This window comes from Candidatus Pseudothioglobus sp. Uisw_050_01 (assembly GCF_048085775.1).
Taxonomy (GTDB): Bacteria; Pseudomonadota; Gammaproteobacteria; order PS1; family Pseudothioglobaceae; genus Pseudothioglobus.
Window position 1 is genome coordinate 1,335,524 of the sequence record NZ_CP159804.1, and the last position, 25,963, is coordinate 1,361,486.

The following is a 25,963-nucleotide window of genomic DNA, read 5'->3' on the forward strand; positions in this document are numbered from 1 at the left end:
GTGAAAGGCTTTTTTAAATGATTAAATTGAGATTCAACTTCAGTATACAAAAAAGGCACTCCAATTTAGGAACTAAATTGAAATGCCTTTAATTTAAAATTAAACCTTATTATTCTTCCACTTCAACCTCAACTTCACTCAACTGAGCAGACAGCTCTTGCTCAGCTTCATTCGTTTGCATAAATGAGGCATCTATGCGTTTTCTTCTCTTTTCCTGATGGTGTTTAAAGCCAGTGCCAGCAGGAATAAGTCTTCCCACAATTACGTTCTCTTTAAGACCTCTAAGATCATCTACTCTTCCTGTTATTGAAGCTTCAGTAAGAACTCTTGTAGTCTCTTGAAAAGAGGCAGCAGAGATAAATGACTCTGTTGACAATGATGCCTTTGTAATACCCATTAACAACCTTTGGAATACAATTTCATCTTTCTTTTGTGCCTTTAACTGCTTATTTTTCTCTACAACGTGAACATACTCGGCAGTCTCTCCATTTACATAATGAGAGTCTCCATTGTCAATAATTTCAACTTTTCTAAGCATTTGCTTAACAACAACTTCAATATGCTTATCTGAAATCTTAACTCCTTGAAGCCTATAAACGTTTTGAACTTCTCTCACCATGTAGTTAGCCAAAGCTTCAACACCTAACAAGCGAAGAATATCATGAGGGTTATAAGGTCCATCTGATATTACATCACCTTTTTCAACAGTTTCTCCATCGAACACATTTATTGACCTCCAATGATGAATCATCATTTCAGTTATGTCACCTTCAGGATTCGTAATAAGCATTCGAACTTTTGATTTTGTGGGGCTTCCAAAACTTATTACACCCATAGTTTCAGCTAGAATAGCATGATCTTTAGCTTTACGAGCTTCAAATAAATCAGCAACTCTTGGCAGACCACCTGTAATATCACTAGTCTTTGAGACAGCTTTAGGAATCTTAGCGAGAATATCACCTGCCGTAATAAGCTGACCATCCTCTAAATTTATTTTAACTCCTGATGGCAAATAATGTGTAGATAATATAGATTTTTTATCCTTTTTATCAATCAATTGAAGCATAGGCTTCATATCTTTTGCTGCCGAAGTTCTTTCTGCCTCTTCAATTATTTCAAAGAAGATTAAGCCAGTCAATGGATCTGAATTTTTTGTAACCGTTAAGCCTTCTTTAAAATCGATAAATGAAACTCTTCCAGAATTTTCAGCTATGATTGGATGTGTATGCGGATCCCAATCAGCAATCTTATCTTTAGCTTTTACCTTACCACCATCTTTAAAATGAACTATAGCTCCATAAGGCAACTTATAGCGCTCTTTTACCTGGCCTAATTCATTTCTAATTGAGGCTTCAGATGATCTTGATACAACAACAAAATCACCACTAGCGTTTTTAATAGACTTCATATTTTCAAAATGAACAATACCATCAGTATTAATATTAATACTATTAACAGCAGTAGACGAGCTTGCAGCTCCACCAATATGGAAAGTACGCATAGTTAGCTGAGTTCCTGGTTCACCAATTGATTGAGCAGCAATTACACCAACAGCTTCGCCCACTCCAATCTTATGCCCTCTTGCCATATCATTTCCATAACAAGATGCACAAACACCATATGATAATTCACATGTAATTGCCGAACGAACTTTAATAAACTCAATACCTAACTCATTAATCTTATCTGAATCATCCAAAGTAATTAAATGATCTTTTTCTAAAAATACATCCTTTGTATTTGGCACTAATATATCTTCAGAAACAACCCGTCCGAGGACTGCAGTTCCTAATGTTTGAACAACATTTCCTCCATCAATAACTGATTTCATTATCAAACCATTTTTAGTCCCACAATCTTCCTCAGTTACAACTAAATCTTGGCCTACATCAACAAGTCTTCGAGTTAAATAACCTGAGTTAGCAGTTTTTAATGCTGTATCAGCCAATCCTTTTCGAGCTCCATGCGTTGAAATAAAGTACTGCATGTTATTAAGACCTTCTCGGAAATTACTTGTAATTGGAGTTTCAATAATTGATCCATCTGGCTTTGCCATTAAGCCACGCATTCCTGCTAACTGACGTATCTGTGCAGGAGAACCTCGAGCACCTGAATCTGCCATCATATAGATTGAATTGAAAGATGGCTTCTTTTCTGTATTTCCTTCAGCATCAGTAATATCTTCATAACCTACTTTATCCATCATTGCTTTAGCAACTTCTTCTGAGGTTCTTGACCAAATATCAATAACTTTATTATAACGCTCTCCATTTGTAACAACACCAGAAGCAAATTGTTGTTGGACATCTTTAACCTGAGCAGAAGCTTTGTCTATCATTTCAGCTTTCTCACTTGGAATAATCATGTCATTTGAACAAAATGATATGCCTGATTTAGTAGAGTACTCAAAGCCCATATACATCATCTGATCAGCAAAAATTACAGTTTCCTTAAGCTCCTGAGATCTATAGCATACGTGGATTAGATTTGAAACTACTTTTTTAGTTAAAGCCTCATTAATTAAATCAAATGACAATCCTTTTGGCAAAATTCTAGAAAATATTGCTCTGCCAATTGTTGTATCAACTATACGTTTGCTTGAAGCAATGAAGTTAGACTCTACTTTTATATAATCTTGAACTCTTAATTTAATCTTTGCATGAAGGCTAACTAATTTAGCATCATAAGCTGCAAGTGCTTCATTAGTATTGGCAAAAATCATGCCCTCACCCTGCTGGTTAACCATTTCTCTTGTCATGTAGTAAAGACCTAAGATTACATCCTGAGATGGAATAATAATTGGGTCACCACTAGCCAAATGAAGAATATTATTTGATGCCAACATTAGAGTTCTTGCCTCTAATTGAGCTTCCTCAGAAAGTGGGACGTGAACAGCCATCTGATCACCATCAAAGTCTGCATTAAATGCAGTACATACAAGAGGATGAAGCTGGATTGCTTTACCTTCAATTAGAAGAGGTTCAAATGCTTGAATACCAAGTCTATGAAGTGTTGGTGCACGATTTAATAGAACTGGGTGTTGATGCACAACTCTTTCAAGAATATCCCAAACCTCAGGAATTTCGCTTTCAACCATTTTTTTTGCTGCTTTAATAGTTGATGCCAATCCATTTGCCTGAAGACGATTATAAATGAAAGGCTTAAAAAGCTCTAAAGCCATCTTCTTAGGCAATCCACACTGGTGAAGCTTTAAATATGGACCACAAACAATGACAGAACGGCCAGAATAATCAACCCTTTTCCCAAGTAAATTTTGACGGAAACGCCCTTGCTTACCTTTAATCATATCAGCAATTGACTTAAGAGGACGTCTATTATTTCCCATTACAGCACGACCACGTCGACCATTATCGATTAACGAATCTACAGCTTCTTGAAGCATACGTTTTTCATTTCTAACAATAATTTCTGGCGCATCAAGCTCTAATAATCTACCAAGACGGTTGTTTCTGTTAATTACTCGGCGGTATAAGTCATTTAAATCAGATGTTGCAAAACGGCCTCCATCTAAAGGAACCAAAGGCCTTAGATCTGGTGGAAGAATAGGAAGCACATTTAAAACCATCCATTCAGGCTTATTTCCAGACTTTATTAATGAGTCAACTAACTTAAGACGTTTATTAATTTTCTTCAGTTTAGTTTGTGATTTAGTACTAAGAGCATCTTCTCGTAAATTTGCCGCTTCTTTTTCAAGCTGCATTTCTGAAAGAACATCTTGCATAGCTTCTGCACCCATTTTTGCAACAAACTCATCATCACCAAATTGATCTAAAGCATCAAAATACATCTCTTCTGTAAGAAGTTGTTTTTTAATCAACGGAGTGCTGCCTGGATCAGTTACCAAAAAAGCTTCAAAATAAAGAACCCTTTCAATATCTTTTAAAGTCATATCCATGAGCAACCCTAATCTAGAAGGTAGTGACTTCAAATACCAAATATGTGCTACTGGTGCTGCAAGCTCTATATGCCCCATCCTTTCACGTCTTACTTTAGAAAGAGTAACTTCAACACCACATTTTTCACACACTACATTTCTAAACTTCATGCGTTTGTATTTCCCACATAAGCACTCAAAGTCTTTCATTGGACCAAAAATTTTGGCACAGAACAACCCTTCTCTTTCAGGTTTGAAAGTTCTGTAGTTAATGGTTTCAGGTTTTTTTACTTCACCAAACGACCACGATCGAATCTTTTCAGGAGAAGCTAAACCAACTCTTATTGCATCAAAATCTTGTTCTTTATTTTGCTGTTTTAAAATTTGTAATAAATCTTTCAAGGGATTCTCCTAATTTAATGTTGTTCGAGTTCAGTATCAATACCTAGAGATCGAATCTCTTTCACTAGTACATTGAATGACTCTGGCATTACTGACTCAGTGCGATTCTCACCATCAACTATATTTTTATACATTTTTGCTCTTCCAGTAACATCATCAGACTTAACCGTTAACATTTCTCGAAGCGTGTAAGCTGCACCATATGCCTCTAGCGCCCAAACTTCCATTTCACCAAACCTTTGACCACCAAATTGAGCCTTACCACTAAGTGGCTGCTGGGTTACTAATGAGTATGGACCTGTCGAACGAGCATGCATCTTATCATCTACTAAATGATTAAGCTTCAACATGTGCATATAACCAACAGTTATATCACGATCAAATGAATCACCAGTTCTGCCATCAAAAAGTTGAATTTGGCCACTTTCTGGCAAACCTGCCAACTTAAGTAGCGATTTAATATCTTCTTCTTTAATTCCATCAAAAACTGGCGTTGCCATTGGAACACCAGAGCGAAGATTATTAGCTAACTCAAGTATTTCATCATCACTAAATGATTTTAAATCTTCTGCTTTTCCGTAGCTATTGTAAATAGAATCAAGCATTGATCGGATTTGTTTAATTGTATCTTTACGATGCTGATCTAGTAAGTTACCAATCTTATATCCCAAACCTTTAGCAGCCCACCCTAAGTGAACTTCAAGTACCTGCCCAACATTCATACGAGAAGGAACACCAAGCGGATTAAGTACAACATCTACTGGCGTACCATCTGCAAGGTGTGGCATATCTTCAACTGGAGATACACGAGAAATAACACCTTTATTACCATGTCGTCCAGCCATCTTGTCACCAACCTGGAGTGTTTTACGTGTAGCCACATAAACCTTCACCATTTTTTGTACTCCTGGTGGTAATTCAGCACCTTCTTTAATTTTTGCACTCTCTTGCTCATAAAAAAGTTCAAACTCTGTTTGTTTTGCTTTTGACTGCTTAACTAATAAAGCAACTTCTTTATTTATAGCTGCATCATTAACTTTCAATTTTGCTAATTCACTATTTTCTAGTGGCTTTAAATCTTTAGAAGTAAGTTTGTCACCACTTTTAATATTACCCATATTAGTAGTAGAAACATTCCCAGAGAGTTTTAAACGAATACGGCGAAAGATATCTCCATCAATAATACCGAACTCATCATCAATATCTTTTTTAATACCCTCTAATCGCTCTTCATCAATAACCAATGCACGCGAATCTTTTGCAACTCGATCTTTAGTAAATATCTGAACATCAATTACAACACCAGACTTTGATGCACCCATTCTTAGAGAAGTATCCTTCACATTATTAGCTTTTTCTCCAAAAATAGCACGCAATAATTTCTCTTCAGGAGAAAGAACTGTTTCACTTTTAGGGGTCACCTTTCCTACAAGAATATCACCACCTTTAACTCTAGCACCAACATATACAATCCCAACATCATCAAGTTTTGATAGTGCAGATTCACTCACATTGGGTATGTCTGCAGTAACTTCTTCAGTACCAAGCTTTGTATCTCTTGCATATGCAGTAAGCTCTTCAATATGAATTGAAGTATAACGATCTTCCTGAACTACTTTTTCAGATATTAGTATTGAATCTTCAAAGTTATATCCATTCCAAGGCATAAAGGCAATCATCATATTTTGCCCTAGTGCAAGCTCACCTAAATCGGTAGATGGTCCATCTGCCAAAACATCTCCTGCAACAATCTTATCACCTGGCTGAACAAGTGGCTTTTGATTAATACAAGTATTTTGATTAGAACGAGAATATTTAACTAAACTATAAATATCAACACCAAGCTCTCCAGCCTTTGCTTGCTTAGAATCAACTCGAATTACAATTCTTGATGCATCTACTGTTTCAACAATACCATCATGATTCGCAACCACACAAACTCGTGAATCAGTCGCAACAACACGCTCGATACCTGTTCCAACCAGCGGTTTTTCAGCTCGAAGAACAGGGACTGCTTGTCGCTGCATATTTGAACCCATTAGTGCACGGTTAGCATCGTCATGCTCTAAAAATGGTATGAGTGAAGCTGCTACAGATGATATTTGTTTTGAATCAATATCAATAAGTGTTACTTCAGACTTATCTACCAATACAAACTCATTTTTATGCCTACCTGAAACTAGATCGTCTACCAAATAACCTTTACCATCTACCTTAGAGTTGGCTTGGGCGATGGTGTGATCAATTTCATCAATTGCAGAAATATAAACAATTTCTTTAGTAACAAGGCCCTTCTTAACTACTTGATATGGCGTTTCTAAAAAACCATAGTCATTTGTTCTTGCATATACTGCCAAAGTGTTAATTAAACCAATATTTGGGCCTTCTGGCGTTTCAATTGGACACAATCGGCCATAATGAGACGGATGAACATCACGAACTTCAAAACCAGCACGCTCTCTTGTTAGCCCACCAGGCCCTAAGGCTGATATTCGGCGTTTATGTGTTACACCTGATAATGGGTTCACTTGATCCATAAATTGAGACAATTGTGAGGATCCAAAAAACTCTCTAACGGCTGCTGAAACTGGCTTAGAATTAATAAGATCTTGTGGAGTTAATTCATCTGTTTCAGCAAGATTCAAACCTTCTTTGACTGCTTTTTCAACACGAATAAGGCCTATTCTAAATTGGTTTTCAATCATTTCACCAATAGCTCTTACTCTTCTATTAGCTAAAGTATCGACATCATCTACAACATCATGTCCATTTTTAATATCAATTAACTGTTTTATTACATTAATAATATCATCATGAGTTAGAACATGCTCCCCAGTTTCACTAGCAACACCGAGCCTTCTATTCAACTTCATTCGACCAACACGAGAAAGATCATAACGATCATTATTAAAAAATAGATTAGAAAAAAGTGTATTAACAGCATCTTCAGTTGCAGGTTCACCCGGTCTCATTACATGATAGATTGACATGCGAGCTTCAATCTCTGTTTGCAGCTCATCAAGACGAAGCGTGTCAGAAATATAGATACCATTTTCAGCATCATTTAGATAGATAATATTAACCTTCTTAATCTTAGTCGCAATTAATATTTCAATAGATTCTTCAGTTATTAAGGAATTTGCAGCTAATAAAATTTCACCAGTATCAGTATCAACTATATCTGCAGAAATGACTTTTTCAATAAGGTACGCAAGTGGAGCATTAATTGACTCTACTTTTGCATCTTGAAGCATTTTTGCGTGCTTAGCAGTAATACGACGCCCTTGCTCAACAATAACGTCCTTTCCAACCTTAATGTCAAACTCTGCAATAATTCCCTTCAAGCGCTCAGGCTTGATGACTAGATCACACGATTTTGATTTTAATTTAACAACAATATGATCAAAGAAAGTATCAATAATATCATTTGTTGATTGTCCCATAGCTCGAAGCAATGTAGTCACAGGTAACTTTCTTCTTCTATCTATTCGAACAAACAAGTGTTCGTGATGATCAAACTCAAAGTCTAACCATGAACCACGATAAGGAATAATACGTGATGAAAATAATATTTTTCCAGAAGAGTGCGTTTTGCCCTTATCATGCTCAAAAATAACTCCTGGAGAACGATGAAGCTGAGAAACCACAACACGCTCAGTTCCATTAATTACAAAGGTTCCAGTATCAGTCATCAATGGAAGCTGACCTAAATAGACACTTTCTTCGATAATTTGCTTAACACGACGCTTCTTTTTTAAATTAGAACCATTTTTGTCAAAAAGAACCAAGTTAAGTTTAACTTGCAATGTTGCAGCGTATGTTACTCCACGTAGCTTACATTCTTTAACATTATATTTAGGTTCTTGAAGCTCATAATCTAAATATTCAATTTCGGCATAACCATTAAGGGCTGTAATTGGAAATACTGATTGAAAAACAGAGTGAAGCCCAATATTTTCCTTTTCAATAGCCCCTTTTTGAATAAAGCTATTAAATGAATTAATCTGAATGGATAATAAATCTGGTTCTTTAAGAATAGACTCTCTTGTTCCAAAATTATTTCTGATACGTTTTTTTTCTGTAAATGAATAAGTCATGGATGCCCCGTAATAATCGATAAATAGTTTTCAAAATTACTTCTAAAGAAACACCAAAACCCCCTTTTGGGGATTTTGGTTTATAGCTTTGAACAAATTACTTAAGTTCTACGCTAGCGCCAGCTTCTTCAAGCTGTTTTTGAATGTCATCAGCTTCCGCTTTTGATGCGCCTTCTTTAACTGCTGCAGGCGCACTTTCAACAAGATCTTTAGCCTCTTTCAGACCTAATCCTGTAATAGTACGAACAGCCTTAATAACTGCAACTTTCTTATCGCCAAAGCTTGTTAACATTACATTAAACTCAGTCTTTTCTTCGGCTGCTGCGCCAGCATCCGCTGCTACTGCTACTGGTGCCGCTGCAACTGCTGCTGCAGAAACCCCAAACTTCTCTTCCATTGCTGATACTAGTTCAACAACATCCATTACAGACATATCTGCAATTGAACCTAAAATATCTTCATTGCTTAATTTCGCCATGATATTTACTCCTCTATATAATTATTATTGTTTTTGATCACGAATAGCTGCTACAACACGAGTCAACTTAGTTGGAACTTCGTTTAAAGTTCTAACTAACTTCTCAGTTGGTGCAAGCATCAACGCCATCAACATACTGATTGCCTGATCTTTAGTTGGTAAGCTCGCGATTCTTTTTAGTTGATCTGCATCAATAAATTCACCGGAAACTCCCAAACCTTTAACAACTAATGCTTCATTATCTTTAATGAAGTCACGAAAAACACGAGCTACAGCTCCCGGATCTTCTTGGGAGAAACCCAAGATAACCGGTCCACTTAAGACTGGAGTAATACATTCACATCCTGTCTCAGCTAATGCTCTCTTTGCAAGCGTATTTTTTACAACACGCAAAGAAACATCTGCGTCCATAGCAGCATTCCGCAAATTAGTCATTTGTCCAACATTCAATCCACGATACTCAGCAACACCAACAGACACAGCACCATTAGCTACTGCATTTACCTGTTCGACAACTGCTTTTTTTGCTTCAAGATTTAGAGCCATAATCTCTCCTGAACAATTAAAAAATAAAAGCTATAAAATTATAACTTTCGCCACAAGGTATTTTCCATACCCTCTACATAGGCAAATTGAAGGATCAATTTATTAAGCAACAAATTATAATCAATCTATCGCACCTATGGTCTTTGAGGCAGAACAAGTCGCCTTGTCGCCCAAAGAATTCCTTAACTGATAATTATTAAATTAACAGCTTTTAAATCTATTTAAATATCTACACTTGCACCATCAATACTAAGGCCTGGGCCCATGGTTGATGAAACACTTACTTTTTTGATATAAATACCTTTTGTTGAACTTGGTTTAGCTTTTTTAATTGCATCAATGAGCGCAATAATATTTTCTTCTAATGCTTTTACGTCAAAAGAAGTCTTTCCAATACCTGCATGAACAATTCCAGCTTTATCAGCACGGTAACGAACTTGGCCCGCTTTTGCATTTTTTACTGCAGTAGCAACATCAGGTGTTACAGTTCCAACTTTAGGGTTTGGCATCAAACCACGAGGCCCAAGAACTTGGCCTAATCTTCCAACAACACCCATTGCATCTGGAGATGCAATAACAACATCATAATTCAAATCTCCATCTTGCATACTTTTCATTAGATCATCCATACCAACAATATCTGCACCTGCATCAGTTGCTTTTTGGACATTATCACCTTGAGTAAAAACCGCAACACGAACAACTTTTCCAGTTCCATTCGGAAGGACAACTGCTCCACGAACATTTTGATCTGATTTTTTTGTATCAATACCTAGATTAATACTTACATCTACTGACTCATCAAACTTAGCTGACGCACAATCTTTAACTAATGCTAAAGCCTCAGTAATTAGGTATTTAGAACCCTCTTTAATTTTTAAAGCGCTTGCTTTTTGATTTTTTGATAAATTAGCCATCTTTAACCCTCCACCACAATACCCATTGAGCGAGCAGTACCCGCAACAATTTGAACTGCTGCATCTAAATCATTTGCATTTAAGTCTTTCATTTTTATATTAGCAACTTCTTCTAATTGAGCGCGAGTAACCTTACCAACCTTATTAAGATGTGGCTCACCACTTCCTTTTTCGATACCTGTTACTTTTAGAAGTAAAACTGCCGCTGGCGGTGTTTTAGTTATAAATGTAAAACTACGGTCACTGTAGACAGTAATAATTACTGGAACCGGCATACCTTTATCAAGCTCCTGTGTTTGAGCATTAAATGCCTTACAAAAATCCATTATGTTTACACCATGCTGACCAAGTGCTGGTCCAACTGGCGGCGAGGGATTTGCCTCTGCTGCAGGAACCTGCAACTTAATATATGACTCAATTTTTTTTGCCATTTTTATCTCCTATGGGTTCAAACGCTTTTAAGCTCCCCGTTAACAAACTTAGTCGCTAGCGACTGATTTATGTCTTCTCTACTTGAGAAAACTCTAATTCAACTGCAGTTGTTCGGCCAAAAATTAAGACCTCCACTGTCAGCAAACTCTTTTCATAATTAACACTTTCAACAGTTCCATTAAACTCATTAAACGGGCCGTCAACGACCAAAACTTCTTCACCTGGTTGAAATGCAACCTTAGGTTTAGGTTTATCAGCACCTTCTTGAACGCGTGTAAAAATTCTATCTACTTCTCTTTGAGTAATTGGAGAGGGCTTCCCAGATGAACCACCTATAAAACCAATAACGTTATTAGTATTTTTAACTAACAACCAACTAGGTTCAGTAAGCTCCATCTTTATCAACATATAGCCTGGAAAGAATTTACGCTCAGTTTCTTTTTTCTTACCACCTTTTAGCTCAACTACTTGCTCAGTTGGAATAAGAATCTCTTCTACTAAATCTTCAATTCCTTCTCTAGTCACAGCTTCTTCAATAGCTATTTTAACTTTCGCTTCATAGCCGCTTCTAGCATGGATTACAAACCAATTCTTAGACATGATAATCCTTTACTTAAAAAATGTTAATTAACGAAATTGATTGAACACCCCAAGTAAAGAATGCATCAATAATCCATAGAAAAATTGCAACTATAACTACTGCAACCATAATAATTCCAGTTGTTTTTATTGTTTCTTCACGAGTTGGCCAAACAACCTTTCGTAATTCAATTCGAGTCTCTTTCAAAAAATGAACAAATCGTTCACCTTGACTAGATTTCACAAAAACAGTTACCGCTATAGCAAAAACTACAAGCGTTACTAAAACTTTTGTAAGCGCATTAAATCCTAAAGGGTTCACATAATATAAAGCAAGTCCAGCAACTACAATTAAAATTGCTAAGATAGTTTTCCACTGATCAGAACCACTCTTTAAATTTTCTATTTGTTTTGCCACACATATCCTTTAATTTGGCAGGCAAGGAGGGACTCGAACCCCCAACCAATGGTTTTGGAGACCACTACTCTACCAATTGAGCCACTTGCCTAAATATCAAACCCTATAAAAGTGGCTACTCATAAAAAGCAACCACTTACTAATCTATCTTTTAACTCGTAATTTTCGAGACGACTCCAGCACCTACTGTGCGTCCACCTTCTCTAATTGCAAATCTTAATCCTTCTTCCATTGCAATCGGAGCTAGTAACTCAATTGACATCTTCACATTGTCACCTGGCATAACCATTTCAACGCCTTTTGGCAGTTCGCATGCACCAGTAACGTCTGTTGTTCTGAAGTAGAACTGTGGACGATAATTGTTAAAGAATGGAGTATGACGTCCACCTTCTTCTTTACTTAAAACATAAATCTCTGCTTCAAACTTAGTGTGCGGGTTAATCGTACCTTTTTTAGCAAGTACTTGGCCACGCTCAACGTCTTCACGCTTCGTTCCGCGAAGAAGAACACCAACGTTATCACCTGCTTCACCTGAATCAAGCAATTTTCTAAACATTTCAACACCCGTACAAGTAGTCAACTGCGTGTCTTTAATACCAACGATTTCAATTTCATCACCAACATTAACAACACCACGCTCGATACGACCAGTTACAACTGTTCCACGACCTGAGATTGAGAACACGTCCTCAATTGGCATTAGGAATGTCTTATCTGTATCACGCTCTGGAGTTGGGATGTATGTATCTAATGCTTCAACTAATTTCATAATTGAAGGGACACCAATATCTGATGTGTCACCTTCTAATGCTTTCAAAGCCGAACCAAAGATTACTGGAGTGTCATCACCTGGGAATTCGTATTCTGTCAACAGTTCACGGATTTCCATTTCAACAAGCTCTACTAATTCTTCATCATCAACCATATCGGCTTTGTTCATGTAAACAACGATGTAAGGAACACCAACTTGACGAGACAATAGAATGTGCTCACGCGTTTGAGCCATTGGTCCATCAGTTGCAGCGATTACAATAATTGCGCCGTCCATTTGAGCAGCACCTGTAATCATGTTCTTAACGTAGTCGGCGTGTCCCGGACAATCAACGTGAGCGTAGTGACGAGCCGCTGACTCATACTCTACGTGCGCTGTTGAAATCGTGATACCACGCTCTCTTTCTTCAGGAGCATTATCAATATTTGCATAATCCTTAAATTCACCACCATTCATTTCAGCCATAACCTTAGTAAGGGCTGCAGTTAAGGTAGTTTTTCCATGGTCAACGTGACCAATTGTTCCCACATTTACGTGTGGTTTGGTTCTTTCAAATTTCTCTTTTGCCATTTCTAATCCCCTATTAAGTATTTAATTTACATGGAGCTCACCACCGGATTTGAACCGGCGACCTCTTCCTTACCAAGGAAGTGCTCTACCAACTGAGCTAGGTGAGCACAGCCCTAACCACATGGAGCGGGTGATGGGAATCGAACCCACCTCATTAGCTTGGAAGGCTAAGGTAATACCAATATACGACACCCGCAATTTCTTATTCTCATGTTCTTCTGGTGGAGGGAGTTGGATTCGAACCAACGTACTCAGAGAGAACGGATTTACAGTCCGTCGCCTTTAACCACTCGGCCACCCCTCCAAAAAAACAATCCGACATTATCCCATAACTAATTTAGCTTAGCAAGGTTTAAATGGAGTAATTAAAGGGTTATTCGTTGATTATTTTTGCCTTGAAGCGCCACTAGCAACTGCTGCTTCAAATATTGCTTTTGGAACAACTTCGATTAGCCTAGGATCAAATGGTTTAGGAATAAAATAGTCTTTTCCAAAAGTCAAACTAGTATCTTTATAAATCTCTAATAATTCTTTAGGAGCCGGAAGCTTAACCAATTCTTTAAGTGCATGAACTGCTGCAACCTTCATTTCAGTATTAATAATTTTAGAGTTAGCATCAAGTGCTCCTCTAAAAATATAAGGAAAGCCAAGAACATTATTTACCTGATTTGGGTAATCACTTCTTCCTGTAGCCATTAACACATCATCTCTGCAGGCATAAACATCTACTGGTAAGATTTCTGGATCAGGATTAGATAATGCAAAAATTATTGGTCTTTTAGCCATCGATTTCACCATCTCTTGAGTTACAAGATTTCCTCTAGCAACACCTATAAAAACGTCAGAGCCATCAATAGCATCACTTAAAGTTTTTTTATCAGTATCTACTGCAAAAGCTAGTTTTTCCTTACTTAAGTTCTCACTTTTTGTTGAAACTACTCCATTTCGATCAACCAGCAAAATATTGTCTTTACTAAAACCAAGTTCAAGTAATAAATTTAATGTTGCAATTCCAGCAGATCCAGCACCTGCGCATACAATTTTGGCTTCCTTAAAGTTTTTTTCTTGGATTTCGAGTGCATTTAAAAGTCCTGCTGCGACAATAATTGCAGTTCCATGTTGGTCATCATGAAAAACAGGTATGTCTAACTCATCAATTAATCTCTTTTCAATCTCAAAGCAGCGTGGCGCAGAGATATCTTCTAAATTAATCCCACCAAATGTTGGCGCAATGTTTTTAATCGTACTGATAATTTCTTCAACATCTTGAGTATCAAGCTCTATATTAAAAACATCGATACCTGCAAAACGCTTGAATAATACAGCCTTACCTTCCATAACTGGTTTTGCCGCCAAAGGCCCAACATTTCCTAAACCTAGGACAGCTGAACCATCAGTAATTACTGCCACCAAATTCCCTTTTATAGTATATTTATTAACCGCATCAGGATCTTTTACAATTTCTCTTACAGGGGCTGCAACGCCCGGACTATATGCCAAACTAAGATCTTGATCATTATCTAATTTTTTATGAGAAGTAACATTAATCTTTCCAGGCCTTCCTTCCTGGTGATAGGCTAAAGCCTTATCATGAAAAGTTTGTGACATTTTTGCCTTATTTATTTATTTTTTAATTTTGAGCAACAAACTCTTCACCAATTTTAATATCAGATCTGAGAGTCTCAAGTGATGCATTAAGTGTTTTTTCTTCAAATGCAGAGAGATCACCAAAACCTAATATTTTCTCAACACCATTTTTACCTAACAGGACTGGTTGTGCAAAAAAGCGAGCCATGTCTCCTGAGCCTTCAACGTAAGTACACTCTATTACGCCTTCTTCACCATTGAGAGCACGAACTAGAGATAAACCAAATTTTGCTGCTGCCTGACCCATTGATAAAGTAGCTGAGCCACCACCAGCTTTTGCCTCAACAACCTCAGTACCTGCATTCTGAATACGTGAAGTCATTTCAGATGCACTAGCTTCGTCAAAGTCAAAGCCTGATTGAGAAAGTATTGGAAGGATAGTAATTCCTGAGTGACCACCAATGACAGGAACACTGACATCTTCAGGATTTACGCCATTAACTTCAGCGACAAATGTACTAGATCGGATAATATCTAAAGTTGTTATGCCAAATAGGCGAGCTGGATCATAAACTCCTTTTTTCTTTAAAACATCTGCTGCAATTGCAACCGTTGTGTTTACAGGATTTGTAATAATTCCAATTAAAGCCTTTGGACAAGTATCTGCACATACTGAAACGAGATTTTTAACTATACCTGCATTAATATTAAAAAGATCGGATCGATCCATTCCTGGCTTTCGAGCAACGCCAGCTGAAATTAATACAATATCTGCATTTACTAGAGCAGGTGAAGGATCTTCGCCTGCAAAACCAGAAACTTTAACTGCTGTTGGTATATGACTTAAATCTGCCGCAACACCTGGTGTCACAGGTGCAATGTCATACAATGATAATTCAGTTCCATTTGGTAACTGTGTTTTCAATAATAATCCTAAAGCCTGGCCAATTCCACCAGCAGCTCCTAAAACAACAACTTTCATAACATCTCCCTAAAAATATAAAAAATACCTATACAATTATGTTAATAGCAAATTATTCATTGTAGCAATGTTGCTAACTGAAATTTCTTTTGGACAAACAGTTTCACAATGCCGATGATTTGAACAACTTCCAAACCCTTCTTCTTCCATTTGATTTATCATTCTCTCTGCACGCTTCTTACTTTCAATTTTGCCCTGGGGTAGCTGCTCAAAATGATTAATCTTTGCAGCCACAAATAGACTTGCTGAAGCATTTGGACAGACTGCAACACATGCGCCGCATCCAATACACGTTGCTGAATCAAATGCACAATCTGCATCATCTTTATTAATCAGCTGAGAGTTAGCTTCAGGGGCAGAACCAACAGAAACAGAGATAAACCCTCCAGACTGGATAATTCGGTCAAATGCTTCTCGCTTAACAGCCAAATCTTTCATAATTGGGAAACTCTGAGCACGCCATGGCTCGATCCAGAGCTCTCTCTGATTAGCATAATCTCTCATATAAAGCTGGCAAGTGGTCGTTGCTTTCTTTTCGCCATGAGGGTGGCCATTAATTACTAGTGAGCAGGTACCGCAAATGCCTTCTCTACAATCATAATCGAATACTACGCAATCTTCTCCTTTGTCAATAAGTTTCTCATTTAAGTGATCAAGCATCTCTAAAAATGAGGTGTCACTATCAATATTTTCAACATAGTAAGTTACAAAGCTTCCAACACTACTCGTATTTTTTTGTCGCCAAATATGCAGCGTGAAATTCATTTATAGTCCCTATATGTTGGCTTAATAAATTCATAATTAAGTTCTTCTTTATGAAGTTTAGGGCCATTTTCGTTAAACTCCCATGCGGCTACATAACCATAGTTCTCATCATCTCTCATAGCATCACCACTTTCAGCAAGATACTCAAGGCGCGCATGTGCGCCACAAGACTCTTCACGATCAAGGGCATCAACACACATTAGATGGCCAAGCTCAATAAAATCTGCAACCCTACCAGCCTTTTCTAGGGTTTGATTAAAGTCAGTATCTGAGCCAGTTACTTTAATACTTTTCCAGAAATCAGACTTTAGTTTTTCAATTGATTTCACAGCTTCTTCAAGCGCTTTCTTATCTCTTGCCATTCCGCATGCAGCCCATAAAATACCACCTACTTTTCTATGAAAATAGTCGGGAGAATGTTCTGGCATAGGCGCATTCATTAGCTTATCTATTCGGCTTTTAACTACATCGATAGAGGCTATGACCTCAGGGTGATCATTACTTACCTTTTCAAATGTTCCGCGCGCTAGATAATTAGCAACAGTTTGTGGCGCAATGAAATAGCCATCAGCTAATCCTTGCATCAATGCAGAGGCGCCTAATCGATTTGCCCCATGATCAGAAAAATTAGCTTCACCACAAGCAAACAACCCATCAATCGTAGTCATTAGGTTGTAATCAACCCATAAGCCACCCATTGTGTAATGCGGCGCAGGATAAATCTTCATTGGCACTTCATAAGGATTTTCACCTGTAATACTTTTATACATATCAAACAAGTTGCCGTATTTCTCTTTAACTTTATCAATGCCCATTTTTTCAATGACCGAAGAAAAATCAAGGTAAACGCCAAGTCTTTGATCATTAATGATTGAACCAATACCTCGCCCTTCATCACATATACCTTTAAGGGCTCTTGATGCAATATCTCTTGGCACTAAGTTTGCAAATGCAGGGTACATTCGCTCCAGAAAATAATCTCTATTTTCATCTAGAATCTCATTTGGATTTTTATCACAATCTTCAATATTTTTTGGCGCCCAGATTCGACCATCATTTCTTAAAGATTCACTCATTAGTGTTAATTTGGACTGACTATCACCAGTTGGTGGAACACAAGTTGGGTGAATCTGAGTGAAACTTGGATTTGCAAAATAAGCACCATTTTTATGTGCTCTCCATGTTGCAGAAGTATTGCAACCCTTAGCATTGGTTGACAGAAAGTAGGCATTACTATAACCACCAGTACACATTACAACACAGTCAGAAACGTGTGAAGAAATTTCGCCCGTGATTAAATCTCGCACTACAACTCCTCGGGCTTTTCCATCAATTATTATTATTTCTAGCATTTCAGATCTAGAGGTATGTTTTACTTTTCCAGATGCTATTTCTTTACTCATTGAGCTATATGCCCCTAACAAGAGTTGCTGACCAGTTTGTCCACGAGCATAAAAAGTTCGAGAGACTTGAGTTCCACCAAATGACCTATTTGCCAAATAACCACTATATTCTCTTGCAAAAGGAACACCTTGGGAAACTGCCTGATCAATAATATTGCAACTCAACTGAGCTAAGCGATATATATTGGACTCCCTTGCACGGAAATCACCACCCTTGATTGTGTCATAGAAGAGCCTCCAGGTACTATCACCATCATTTTGATAATTTTTACTAGCATTGACGCCACCCTGAGCAGCAATTGAATGCGCTCTTCTTGGACTGTCGTTGTAACAAAAAGACTGGACATTGTAGCCCGCCTCTCCTAGTGTTGCGCATAAAGATGCGCCTGCAAGACCAGTTCCAATAACAATAATATTATATTTTTTTCTATTTTGCGGCGCGATAAGAGCTAAATCAAATTTATGTTTCTCCCATCTACCTTCTAAGGGCCCAGTCGGCACGTTTGGATTAAATTTTTGCATATAAAATACCTAGTGGAATTGAAGCATAGCCTGCCATGATTACAAAGACAATCCCAAATGCTAAACCCTTGGGTTGTTTACTGGAAATACCGAATGTTTGAAGTACGTTTATCAACCCATGATACAAGTGTGTTGATATTGCAATCATTCCAAGACCATAAATAGCCCACATCATTGGTCTTTGAAAAATTAACTGGATTTCTGAATATAAATCAGTAGAGTCGATTGAAAACATTTGAACACTATGGGTAACTATAAAAATAAGAATAATAGATGCACCAGACCATGCAACTAATCGTGGTATAGCCTTAGGATAAGGCTTCTTATATCTATCACCATAACTAACATTATTTGATAATTGCCTAGTAACTGCAGTCACAACATGAAAGACAATTGTTATGCTCAATAAGGTGATTAATATTGGAGAGAAGATTGAGCTATTGAACCAAACATAAAGTGCTGTAAAGGCTTGCTCACCCGCATGAAAAGTCAAAGCTCCTAAAAGATAAAATATTAGGAAAAAAAACCAGAATAATCCAGCTAATGCCATCAATTTTTTCTGTCGTACAGTGTTATTTTTAGTAGAATTCATTTAACAGCAATTTAGCTAATCAACAGCTATTTATTATATTTTAAAAAAGATGGAATTTTAGTCTTAATTAATCTGTATAAAGGTGTTTTTTATATGGTTAATTCGATTTTTTTAGTTAACTACTTGTCATTATACAAAAGTAATATTTACTAGCTCATTTAAATCAAATGTCTAAATAAGTCTCTAGAGAATCATCTAACGCCTTCAGCCATGGCGTATGGTGAGGTGGTGACTGGGTTCCTGTCATCAAAGATGCATGAGATTTATCTCTAAAAGTCATAATTCCATCTTTTTTATCATGCTTCCAATCCATAAATGTCTTATTCACTCCTTTGATATCAAAATTGGGATAATCAGTTTCATCAATTAACATTTGAGTGTAGGCACCTTGAAAGTCAATTGCATAAGCAACATCCTCTTGTGCTGTTTCTCGCTTATGCCATTCAAGTGTATGCGACTGCATATCATCAAATAAAGGCAGCTTTATTTTTTCAAGAATAACGTCTCTTGCATACCAAGCTTGGGCATCAAACATATTAAAGGTATACCATTGATCTTGCATACCTAAATACATCAGCTTTGGATTTTTTTCCCAGACAACGCCTTTAAATAAACCTAATGGATAAAGAATATTATTCGTTTTTAAGCGAAGTGAGTCTGGCAAGAATGGGAAATGGTGAATATAGCCTGTACATAGAATAATTGAATCAACATCTTTAGAGCTGCCATCGGTAAAATGAGCAGTATTTCCTGAGACTTTAATTAATGCAGGCTTCTCTTCCCAATTATCAGGCCAGCCATATCCCATTGGAGCCGTTCGATAACTACTTATAATTGACTTGGCTCCATATTTGTAGCATTGAGAGCCAATATCTTCAGCAGAGTAACTACTTCCAATTATTAAGATATCTTGGCCTTCAAACTCTAAAGCATCTCTAAAGTCATGGGCATGAAGAATTCTGCCATTAAAATGACTAAATCCTTCATAACTAGGGACATTAGGGGTGGAAAAATGTCCAGAAGCAACAATAACGTAATCAAATTCTTCAGAATACGTCTCATCATCAACTAGGTTACTTATAGATAAAGTAAATAGCCCACTTTGCTCACTATATTCAACATTTCTTATGGCGGTATTAAATCTTATCTTATCTCGAACATTAGCTTTTTTAACCCTGCCTTGAATATAATCAAATAAAACTTCTCTTGGCGGAAAGGAGGCTATAGGATGACCAAAGTGCTCTTCAAAGTAATAGTCTGCAAATTCTAAGCACTCTTTAGGACCATTTGACCAAAGATAACGGTACATACTGCTGTGTGCAATTTCGCCATATTGATCAAGTCCTGTCCTCCAGCTGTAATTCCATAGTCCTCCCCAGTTATCTTGCTTCTCGAAACAAACAATCTCCGGGACGATTTCACCATTTTCTTCCGCTGATTTAAAGGCTCTAAGCTGGGCCAGACCAGATGGACCAGCACCAATAATTGCTACTTTTTTATTCATTATTTTTGCCTAAATTAGTTAATTTTTTGTAAAAAAAATTTTAAATATTATTCATTATGTTACACACATAAATATCAATTTAATCTTAAATATTTGTGGTAATAAATGGTATTTAATGGTATAAAATGGTTTTATGTTTCGTGGAATTCACCTATTATCAATTGATTCGAAAGGAAGGGTAAAGATACCTGTTCGCCATCAAGATCAAGTTGCCAAAATCTGCTCTGGGGAAATGGTCCTTAGTATTCATCCTGATGATCCTTGTTTAGTTTTATATCCACTTCCTAATTGGCAACAACTTGAACGGAAGATTGCTGAACTCCCTTCTCTGAATGTTCATTCTAAGAAAATATCCAGAAAACTTATAGGTCATGCTTGTGATTGTGATTTGGATAAAATTGGCAGAATTTTATTACCAAGCTCTCACAAGAGTTATGCAAATTTAACAGATAAAGCGATTCTAAGTGGCCAAGGCACAAGTTTTGAAATTTGGGATGAAAAGGCATGGCATAAGCAAATTGAAAAGCTTGAAAGATTGAGTTCTCAAGATGATGTTCCTGAAGAGATTTCAAAACTTTCACTTTAAAGTGATGAATCAATTAAGTGTAATAACTCAATGATAGAATCAAATCATCATGAATCAGTCCTTTTTAATGAGTCTATTAAAGGCCTTAATATTAAGCCTAATGGTGTCTATGTTGATGCCACTCTCGGCAGATGTGGACATACCAAGGGAATACTAAATAATCTTGGAAATTCTGGAAAGGTTATTGGCCTTGATCAAGATATGGACGCAATCAACTATGCACAAGTAAATTTTCCAGATTCACGCCTAACACCAATCCATTGTAATTTTTCAAACCTTCAAGATATTCTTAGCCAATTAAATTTATTAGGAAAAGTAGACGGAATATTAATGGATCTTGGCATCTCTTCACCTCAAATTGATAACGCTGAAAGGGGGTTTAGCTTTATGAAAGATGGCGCTCTTGATATGAGGATGGATCAAACCCAAACTATTACTGCAGCAAGCTGGTTAAGGGATAGTAGCGAAACTGAAATTGCTAATGCTCTTTTTCAGTATGGCGAAGAAAAAAGAAGTAGAATTATTGCCTCAAGCATTAAAGAATATCAAAAAAATAACGATCTGAACTCAACGCTTGAGCTTGCAAATATTATCTCTAGTGTTGTAAGACCTGGCAAAAAAAAACATCCAGCGACCCGCTCATTTCAAGCCATTAGAATTGCAATTAATGATGAATTAAAAAAACTTTCAGAAGCTCTTGAGCAGACTATTGACGCATTATCTCCCAAAGGAAGACTTGTAATTATTACTTTTCACTCAATTGAAGACAGAATAGTTAAACAATTCATTCGTAAACATTCTCGACCTAAGCAACTCCCAAAAGGATTACCAGTCATTGCCAATGATGAGTCTGAATGCTTACTGAAAGATTTAGGAAAAATTAAGCCTTCTGATGAAGAAATAAAAGTGAATAGAAGATCACGAAGTGCAATCCTTCGTTTGGTTGAAAAATGCTAGCGATAATTAAAAAAAAATTCATTATTAATATTTTATTAATAATTTCAATTGTTTCAATTTCAATATTAAGCATTCATTGGCATCATCAAATGTATTTGCTACATAAAAACGAAATGATTGTTAAGTCTAATTATGAACGCATAAATGCTTTAAATAGACAGCTAATGATGGAATATTCAGAGCTTGAAAGCGGCATAACGATATATCAAAAATCAAAAGAAGAATTATTGATGTTTGTCCCAGTTGAAACTGAAGAGATCTCTATATGAAGATAGCAAGGGTACAGGGTTACAGGAATAGACAAGCATTAATTAAAATTAGTTTCATTATCATTGTGTTCTTTTTTATTTATAGGGCTTTTAGTATTACCGATATTATTGCAAATGACTTGTCATTAAAACTTAAAGCCTCAAATAATTCTGAGTTTACAATTATTGAAAAATCTATAAGGGGCAATATTCTGGACAGGAATAATAATCTTCTTGCTATAAACCTCATACATAAAAAAATTAATCTTGACCCAATGATTCTTCAAGACGAATATATTGATCTTTTGGCTGAAGCCTTAAATATTCCAACGGATGAATTTAGGGAAAAAATAAGGCAAAAGAGAGAAAATAAAAGAAAGTACTATATTGTGAAAGAAAAATTAAGAGTAAATGACCCTATTCTCAGCAATATTGCCGAACTCAAAAGTAAACGCGTTGACATTTGCTTGAAAGAATTTAAATTACCATCCAATAACTTGGCGGATAAAGTTAAATTACTTGTTGGCTTAAAGCTAGAAGCAAAAGAAAAAATAGAAGATGAAAATTGCACTAGGCAATCAATAGCTGGGGTAGCAATCGAATCTAGTGGTTTTCGCTACTATCCTAAAAAAGACTCTGTAGCGGCATTAATTGGAAAAACTAATATTAATAATATTGGTGTATTTGGTATTGAATCAGAATATGATCAATACTTAGCTGGATTTGATGGTAATAAGCGATTAGCAGATAATAAAAATGGTTCTAATATCTACTATGACCCAGAGTTAATTAAAAAATTTAAAGAAGGTGCTGATTTAAATTTAACTATTGACTCAGATATCCAATTTCACGTCTACAATGCAATCAAAGAACAGGCTGAATTCCATGAGGCAGACTCTGCTGCTGCGATTGTGTTATCACCTAATGGTGAAATATTAGCCCTTACAAACTACCCATCAACAGATCCAAACAATCATCAAAACTATAGTGCTGATGATTATCGTAATCGCGTTTTCTCTGATAAAACTGAGCCAGGATCTACCATGAAGCCCTTTACAATGCTTCTTGCTTTAGATAAAGGTGTAATAACTGCAACAGAAGATGAATTAATTGATGTCACAACTCGTGTTGGAAACATACTGCCTGACAAAAAATATACAGAGATGACGATTCAAAGAATTCTTGAAAAATCACATAATTTAGGCACAGTAATGGTTGCAGAAAATATTGAAAATGAAGAGTTCTACAACACATGGAAAATGCTAGGTTTTGGAAGTTCACTTGGATTAATGCCTGGAACTGAAAATCCTGGAGTTTTAAGACATTATAGTAATTGGGGCTCAGCTGACAAACGCTCCCTTTCATTTGGACATGGCCCTATGAATACAAATCTTGCACAATTAGCAAGAGCTTATCTTGTGTTTGCCAATGAAGGCGCAATACCTTCATTAAAACTTTTTAAAGACAACAGTACTCCTGATAATTTAGAGCAAGTCTTTTCTCCAGAATCGACTAAAAGAATAGCTGAAATACTCGACTCTGTTGCTTCAGATAATGGATCAGGTTATCGAGCGGTAATTGATGGTTACTCAGTTGCCGGAAAAACAGGCACAGCAGAAATGGTTATTGATGGAGAGTATAGTAAAGATGGTGCTAAAAGAACTTATTTCATTGGGTTTTCTCCTGCTGAAAATCCAAAATATATTATGGCAGTTAGGCTTGATTACCCTAAAAAATGCTTTGTATCTTGGGATCCAACGATGAGAAATCGATGTGAGGGCTCTAATTCAGCTTCTATGGCATTTCAAAAAGCAATGAAAAGAATACTGATTAATGATCCAGATATTAAATCAAAGTTTGAAGGCTAAGTTTACTTTTTAGATACTGGGTTAGTCTTACCTTTCATAATATTTTCCATAACAAGCTTTTCATCGTCATGAGTTTTAGCTGACAAAATAGAGGCTTTTGTTGATTTTCTTTCGTAGTATTTTTCTGCTGCCGTCAAAGTGTAGCCAAATTCTTCCTTGGCTTCATATTCACTTAAAAATGGCTCCATTACACTTAGCTCTTGAAGGCGAGAATACACTCTTTCTTTAGACTTAAAGGGCGCCAATAAACCGTCCTTTGAAAGGTCAGACTCAACCTGAGCATATCTTATCAATTCAACCAATACTTCTGACTTAGGAAGATTTCTTGCCCTTTCTTCAATAACACTTGAGGATTCAGGGTCATTTACAATTGTTGGATAATTAATGACGCATGAAATCATTCTTGACATAAGACTTTTCATGCTCGAAGAGCGTGTAGCAACTATATTTTTTTGTATTGGCCTATATGGTGGTTCAATTTCACCATAATCATCTGCATTAAACGATGGCATCTCATCAACAACACTTTGCTCTATAGCCTTTTCAACCTGAACAATATTCTGCCCAATGGTTTGGGCAACACCTTCAATTAATTGTTGGCGGTATATTGGATAAGTAACTAAGTTAATTAAAGCTGCAGATTTTTCTAAAAACAAGGTTTTGCCTTCAATTGTATTAAAGGGAACTTCTGATTTTATATGGTCAAATAAAAAACTAGATAAAGTCTGAGATTCCTCTACCCTTTTGGTAAAAGATTTTACTGACTCACTTTTTATTAGTGTATCTGGGTCCTCTCCATCAGGCAACAATAAGAACTTAATGAGGAGTCCTGAGGTTATTACTGGCAAAGAGGTTTTTAATGCTTTCCAAGCTGCATCTCTTCCAGCTTTATCGCCATCAAAACAAAAAATAATTGTCTCCGCTGAGCGAGATAAAACTTGCAAATGAGCTGGAGTAGTAGCAGTTCCAAGAGTAGCAACAACGTTCGTTATGCCTTGCTGATGAAGAGCAATCACATCCATGTAACCCTCTACAACTATAATATAATCAATACGCCTACTATACTTTCTGCAGTGATAGAGGCCATAGAGTTCTTTTGATTTTGAGAATAAAGGCGTTTCAGGTGAATTAAGATACTTTGGGTTATCCTTGCTTGATAGGACTCTTCCTCCAAAACCTATAACATTGCCTTTGGTGTTATGTATTGGAAACATTAATCGATCGCGAAACCGATCATAGAAGTCGTCTTTCTTATCTTTTTTTGGAACTAACACCCCCATTGTCAGGAGATCCTGAATTGCTTCATCATTATCTTTAAACGCATCATAAAGATTAGTCCAGCCAGGAGGTGCAAAGCCAAGTTCAAATCTTTTGGCTATAGTCCCACTAATACCTCTATTTTTTGCATAATCGACTACCTTCTTTTTCGCTGCAGATTGTTTTAATTGATTTTGATAAAATTCGCTAAGCTCTGACATCAATTTATTGTATCGTTCAAACCTCTTATCAACAGGTTTAGCAGTCTGGTCATATACAACTGAAACTCCTGACTCTCCTGCAACCGTTTCAATGGCCTCAACAAAGGCTAAATGATCGTATTTCATTATAAAATCAATTACACCACCACTTTCTCCACAGCCAAAACAGTGGTATATTTGCTTATTAGGAACGACCGTGAATGATGGAGTTTTTTCTTCATGGAAGGGGCAGCAAGCTTTAAAATCCTTTCCAGCCTTTTTTAAAGCGACTCTCTTATTAATTAGGCCGACAATATCTACCCTATTGGGCAAATCATTGATAAAATCTCTGTCAATAAAAGGCATAATTTATATGTTAATCTTTA

At 36.6% G+C, this 25,963-nt stretch carries 20 protein-coding genes and 4 tRNA genes; 4 read left to right on the forward strand and 20 right to left on the reverse strand.

Going from position 1 to position 25,963, the window contains the following annotated elements; translation table 11 throughout:
• Positions 1 to 109 precede the first annotated feature (109 nt).
• The 19 genes from rpoC to ABXT51_RS06835 all read right to left on the reverse strand — a co-directional run bounded on the left by rpoC (position 110) and on the right by ABXT51_RS06835 (position 20,461).
• Complete coding sequence (rpoC, locus tag ABXT51_RS06745; protein WP_416694747.1) at positions 110 to 4,297, reverse strand: DNA-directed RNA polymerase subunit beta'; 4,188 nt, start codon at positions 4,295 to 4,297, stop codon at positions 110 to 112.
• A 14-nt stretch (positions 4,298 to 4,311) separates the two neighbouring features.
• Positions 4,312 to 8,394, reverse strand: coding sequence for a DNA-directed RNA polymerase subunit beta (rpoB, locus tag ABXT51_RS06750; RefSeq protein ID WP_416694749.1), 4,083 nt, complete (start codon positions 8,392 to 8,394; stop codon positions 4,312 to 4,314).
• Positions 8,395 to 8,491: 97 nt separating this feature from the next.
• Positions 8,492 to 8,872 carry a 50S ribosomal protein L7/L12 gene (gene rplL / locus ABXT51_RS06755; RefSeq protein ID WP_416694751.1) on the reverse strand — a complete coding sequence of 127 codons (381 nt, stop codon included), beginning with the start codon at positions 8,870 to 8,872 and terminating at the stop codon, positions 8,492 to 8,494.
• Positions 8,873 to 8,896: 24 nt separating this feature from the next.
• The gene (gene rplJ, locus ABXT51_RS06760; protein WP_416694753.1) at positions 8,897 to 9,418 is read right to left on the reverse strand and encodes a 50S ribosomal protein L10; all 522 of its coding nucleotides are present in this window, start codon (positions 9,416 to 9,418) and stop codon (positions 8,897 to 8,899) included.
• Between the two features lie 221 nt (positions 9,419 to 9,639).
• Positions 9,640 to 10,335 carry a 50S ribosomal protein L1 gene (gene rplA / locus ABXT51_RS06765; protein ID WP_416694756.1) on the reverse strand — a complete coding sequence of 232 codons (696 nt, stop codon included), beginning with the start codon at positions 10,333 to 10,335 and terminating at the stop codon, positions 9,640 to 9,642.
• A gap of 2 nt (positions 10,336 to 10,337) precedes the next feature.
• Complete coding sequence (gene rplK, locus ABXT51_RS06770; protein ID WP_416651340.1) at positions 10,338 to 10,766, reverse strand: 50S ribosomal protein L11; 429 nt, start codon at positions 10,764 to 10,766, stop codon at positions 10,338 to 10,340.
• Positions 10,767 to 10,833: 67 nt separating this feature from the next.
• Positions 10,834 to 11,367: a transcription termination/antitermination protein NusG gene (nusG, locus tag ABXT51_RS06775; RefSeq protein ID WP_416694758.1), complete on the reverse strand. Its 534-nt coding sequence runs from the start codon at positions 11,365 to 11,367 to the stop codon at positions 10,834 to 10,836.
• A 13-nt stretch (positions 11,368 to 11,380) separates the two neighbouring features.
• Positions 11,381 to 11,764, reverse strand: coding sequence for a preprotein translocase subunit SecE (gene secE / locus ABXT51_RS06780; RefSeq protein ID WP_416694760.1), 384 nt, complete (start codon positions 11,762 to 11,764; stop codon positions 11,381 to 11,383).
• Positions 11,765 to 11,779: 15 nt separating this feature from the next.
• Positions 11,780 to 11,855 (reverse strand) — tRNA-Trp (locus ABXT51_RS06785).
• A 60-nt stretch (positions 11,856 to 11,915) separates the two neighbouring features.
• Positions 11,916 to 13,106, reverse strand: coding sequence for an elongation factor Tu (gene tuf, locus ABXT51_RS06790; RefSeq protein ID WP_416677538.1), 1,191 nt, complete (start codon positions 13,104 to 13,106; stop codon positions 11,916 to 11,918).
• Between the two features lie 31 nt (positions 13,107 to 13,137).
• Positions 13,138 to 13,213: transfer RNA gene (locus ABXT51_RS06795), tRNA-Thr, on the reverse strand.
• A 15-nt stretch (positions 13,214 to 13,228) separates the two neighbouring features.
• Positions 13,229 to 13,302, reverse strand: a tRNA-Gly gene (locus ABXT51_RS06800).
• Positions 13,303 to 13,325: 23 nt separating this feature from the next.
• A tRNA-Tyr gene (locus ABXT51_RS06805) sits at positions 13,326 to 13,410 on the reverse strand.
• A gap of 80 nt (positions 13,411 to 13,490) precedes the next feature.
• Entirely contained in the window at positions 13,491 to 14,714 is a 1,224-nt protein-coding gene (locus ABXT51_RS06810) for a malic enzyme-like NAD(P)-binding protein (RefSeq protein ID WP_416694762.1), read from the reverse strand.
• Positions 14,715 to 14,736: 22 nt separating this feature from the next.
• Positions 14,737 to 15,675 (reverse strand): malate dehydrogenase, encoded by a 939-nt coding sequence (mdh, locus tag ABXT51_RS06815; protein WP_416694765.1) that lies wholly within the window; start codon positions 15,673 to 15,675, stop codon positions 14,737 to 14,739.
• Between the two features lie 36 nt (positions 15,676 to 15,711).
• A complete protein-coding gene (locus ABXT51_RS06820; protein ID WP_416694767.1) occupies positions 15,712 to 16,440 on the reverse strand; it encodes a succinate dehydrogenase/fumarate reductase iron-sulfur subunit in 729 nt (242 codons plus the stop codon).
• The gene (locus ABXT51_RS06825; RefSeq protein WP_416694770.1) at positions 16,437 to 18,365 is read right to left on the reverse strand and encodes a fumarate reductase/succinate dehydrogenase flavoprotein subunit; all 1,929 of its coding nucleotides are present in this window, start codon (positions 18,363 to 18,365) and stop codon (positions 16,437 to 16,439) included. Before ABXT51_RS06825 ends, ABXT51_RS06820 begins: the two co-directional genes overlap by 4 nt.
• Positions 18,352 to 18,957 carry a hypothetical protein gene (locus ABXT51_RS06830; RefSeq protein WP_416694773.1) on the reverse strand — a complete coding sequence of 202 codons (606 nt, stop codon included), beginning with the start codon at positions 18,955 to 18,957 and terminating at the stop codon, positions 18,352 to 18,354. Before ABXT51_RS06830 ends, ABXT51_RS06825 begins: the two co-directional genes overlap by 14 nt.
• Positions 18,958 to 19,120: 163 nt before the next feature.
• Positions 19,121 to 20,461, reverse strand: a complete 1,341-nt coding sequence (locus ABXT51_RS06835; RefSeq protein WP_416694775.1) for an NAD(P)-binding domain-containing protein — start codon at positions 20,459 to 20,461, stop codon at positions 19,121 to 19,123.
• Between the two features lie 133 nt (positions 20,462 to 20,594).
• Here ABXT51_RS06835 and mraZ point away from each other — a divergent pair, with 133 nt between their 5' ends.
• From mraZ to ABXT51_RS06855, 4 genes are read left to right on the forward strand one after another with little or no spacing between them, the layout of a single operon-like run.
• The gene (gene mraZ / locus ABXT51_RS06840) at positions 20,595 to 21,047 is read left to right on the forward strand and encodes a division/cell wall cluster transcriptional repressor MraZ (protein WP_416694777.1); all 453 of its coding nucleotides are present in this window, start codon (positions 20,595 to 20,597) and stop codon (positions 21,045 to 21,047) included.
• 30 nt (positions 21,048 to 21,077) lie between these two features.
• Entirely contained in the window at positions 21,078 to 22,004 is a 927-nt protein-coding gene (gene rsmH / locus ABXT51_RS06845; RefSeq protein WP_416694779.1) for a 16S rRNA (cytosine(1402)-N(4))-methyltransferase RsmH, read from the forward strand.
• Complete coding sequence (locus ABXT51_RS06850) at positions 21,998 to 22,273, forward strand: hypothetical protein (protein WP_416694781.1); 276 nt, start codon at positions 21,998 to 22,000, stop codon at positions 22,271 to 22,273. Before rsmH ends, ABXT51_RS06850 begins: the two co-directional genes overlap by 7 nt.
• On the forward strand, positions 22,270 to 24,120 hold the full coding sequence (locus tag ABXT51_RS06855; protein ID WP_416694783.1) for a peptidoglycan D,D-transpeptidase FtsI family protein: 1,851 nt from the start codon (positions 22,270 to 22,272) through the stop codon (positions 24,118 to 24,120). Before ABXT51_RS06850 ends, ABXT51_RS06855 begins: the two co-directional genes overlap by 4 nt.
• 2 nt (positions 24,121 to 24,122) lie before the next feature.
• On the opposite strand, the gene dnaG is transcribed toward ABXT51_RS06855, so the two are convergent.
• Positions 24,123 to 25,943, reverse strand: coding sequence for a DNA primase (gene dnaG, locus ABXT51_RS06860; protein ID WP_416694785.1), 1,821 nt, complete (start codon positions 25,941 to 25,943; stop codon positions 24,123 to 24,125).
• Between the last annotated feature and the right edge of the window lie 20 nt (positions 25,944 to 25,963).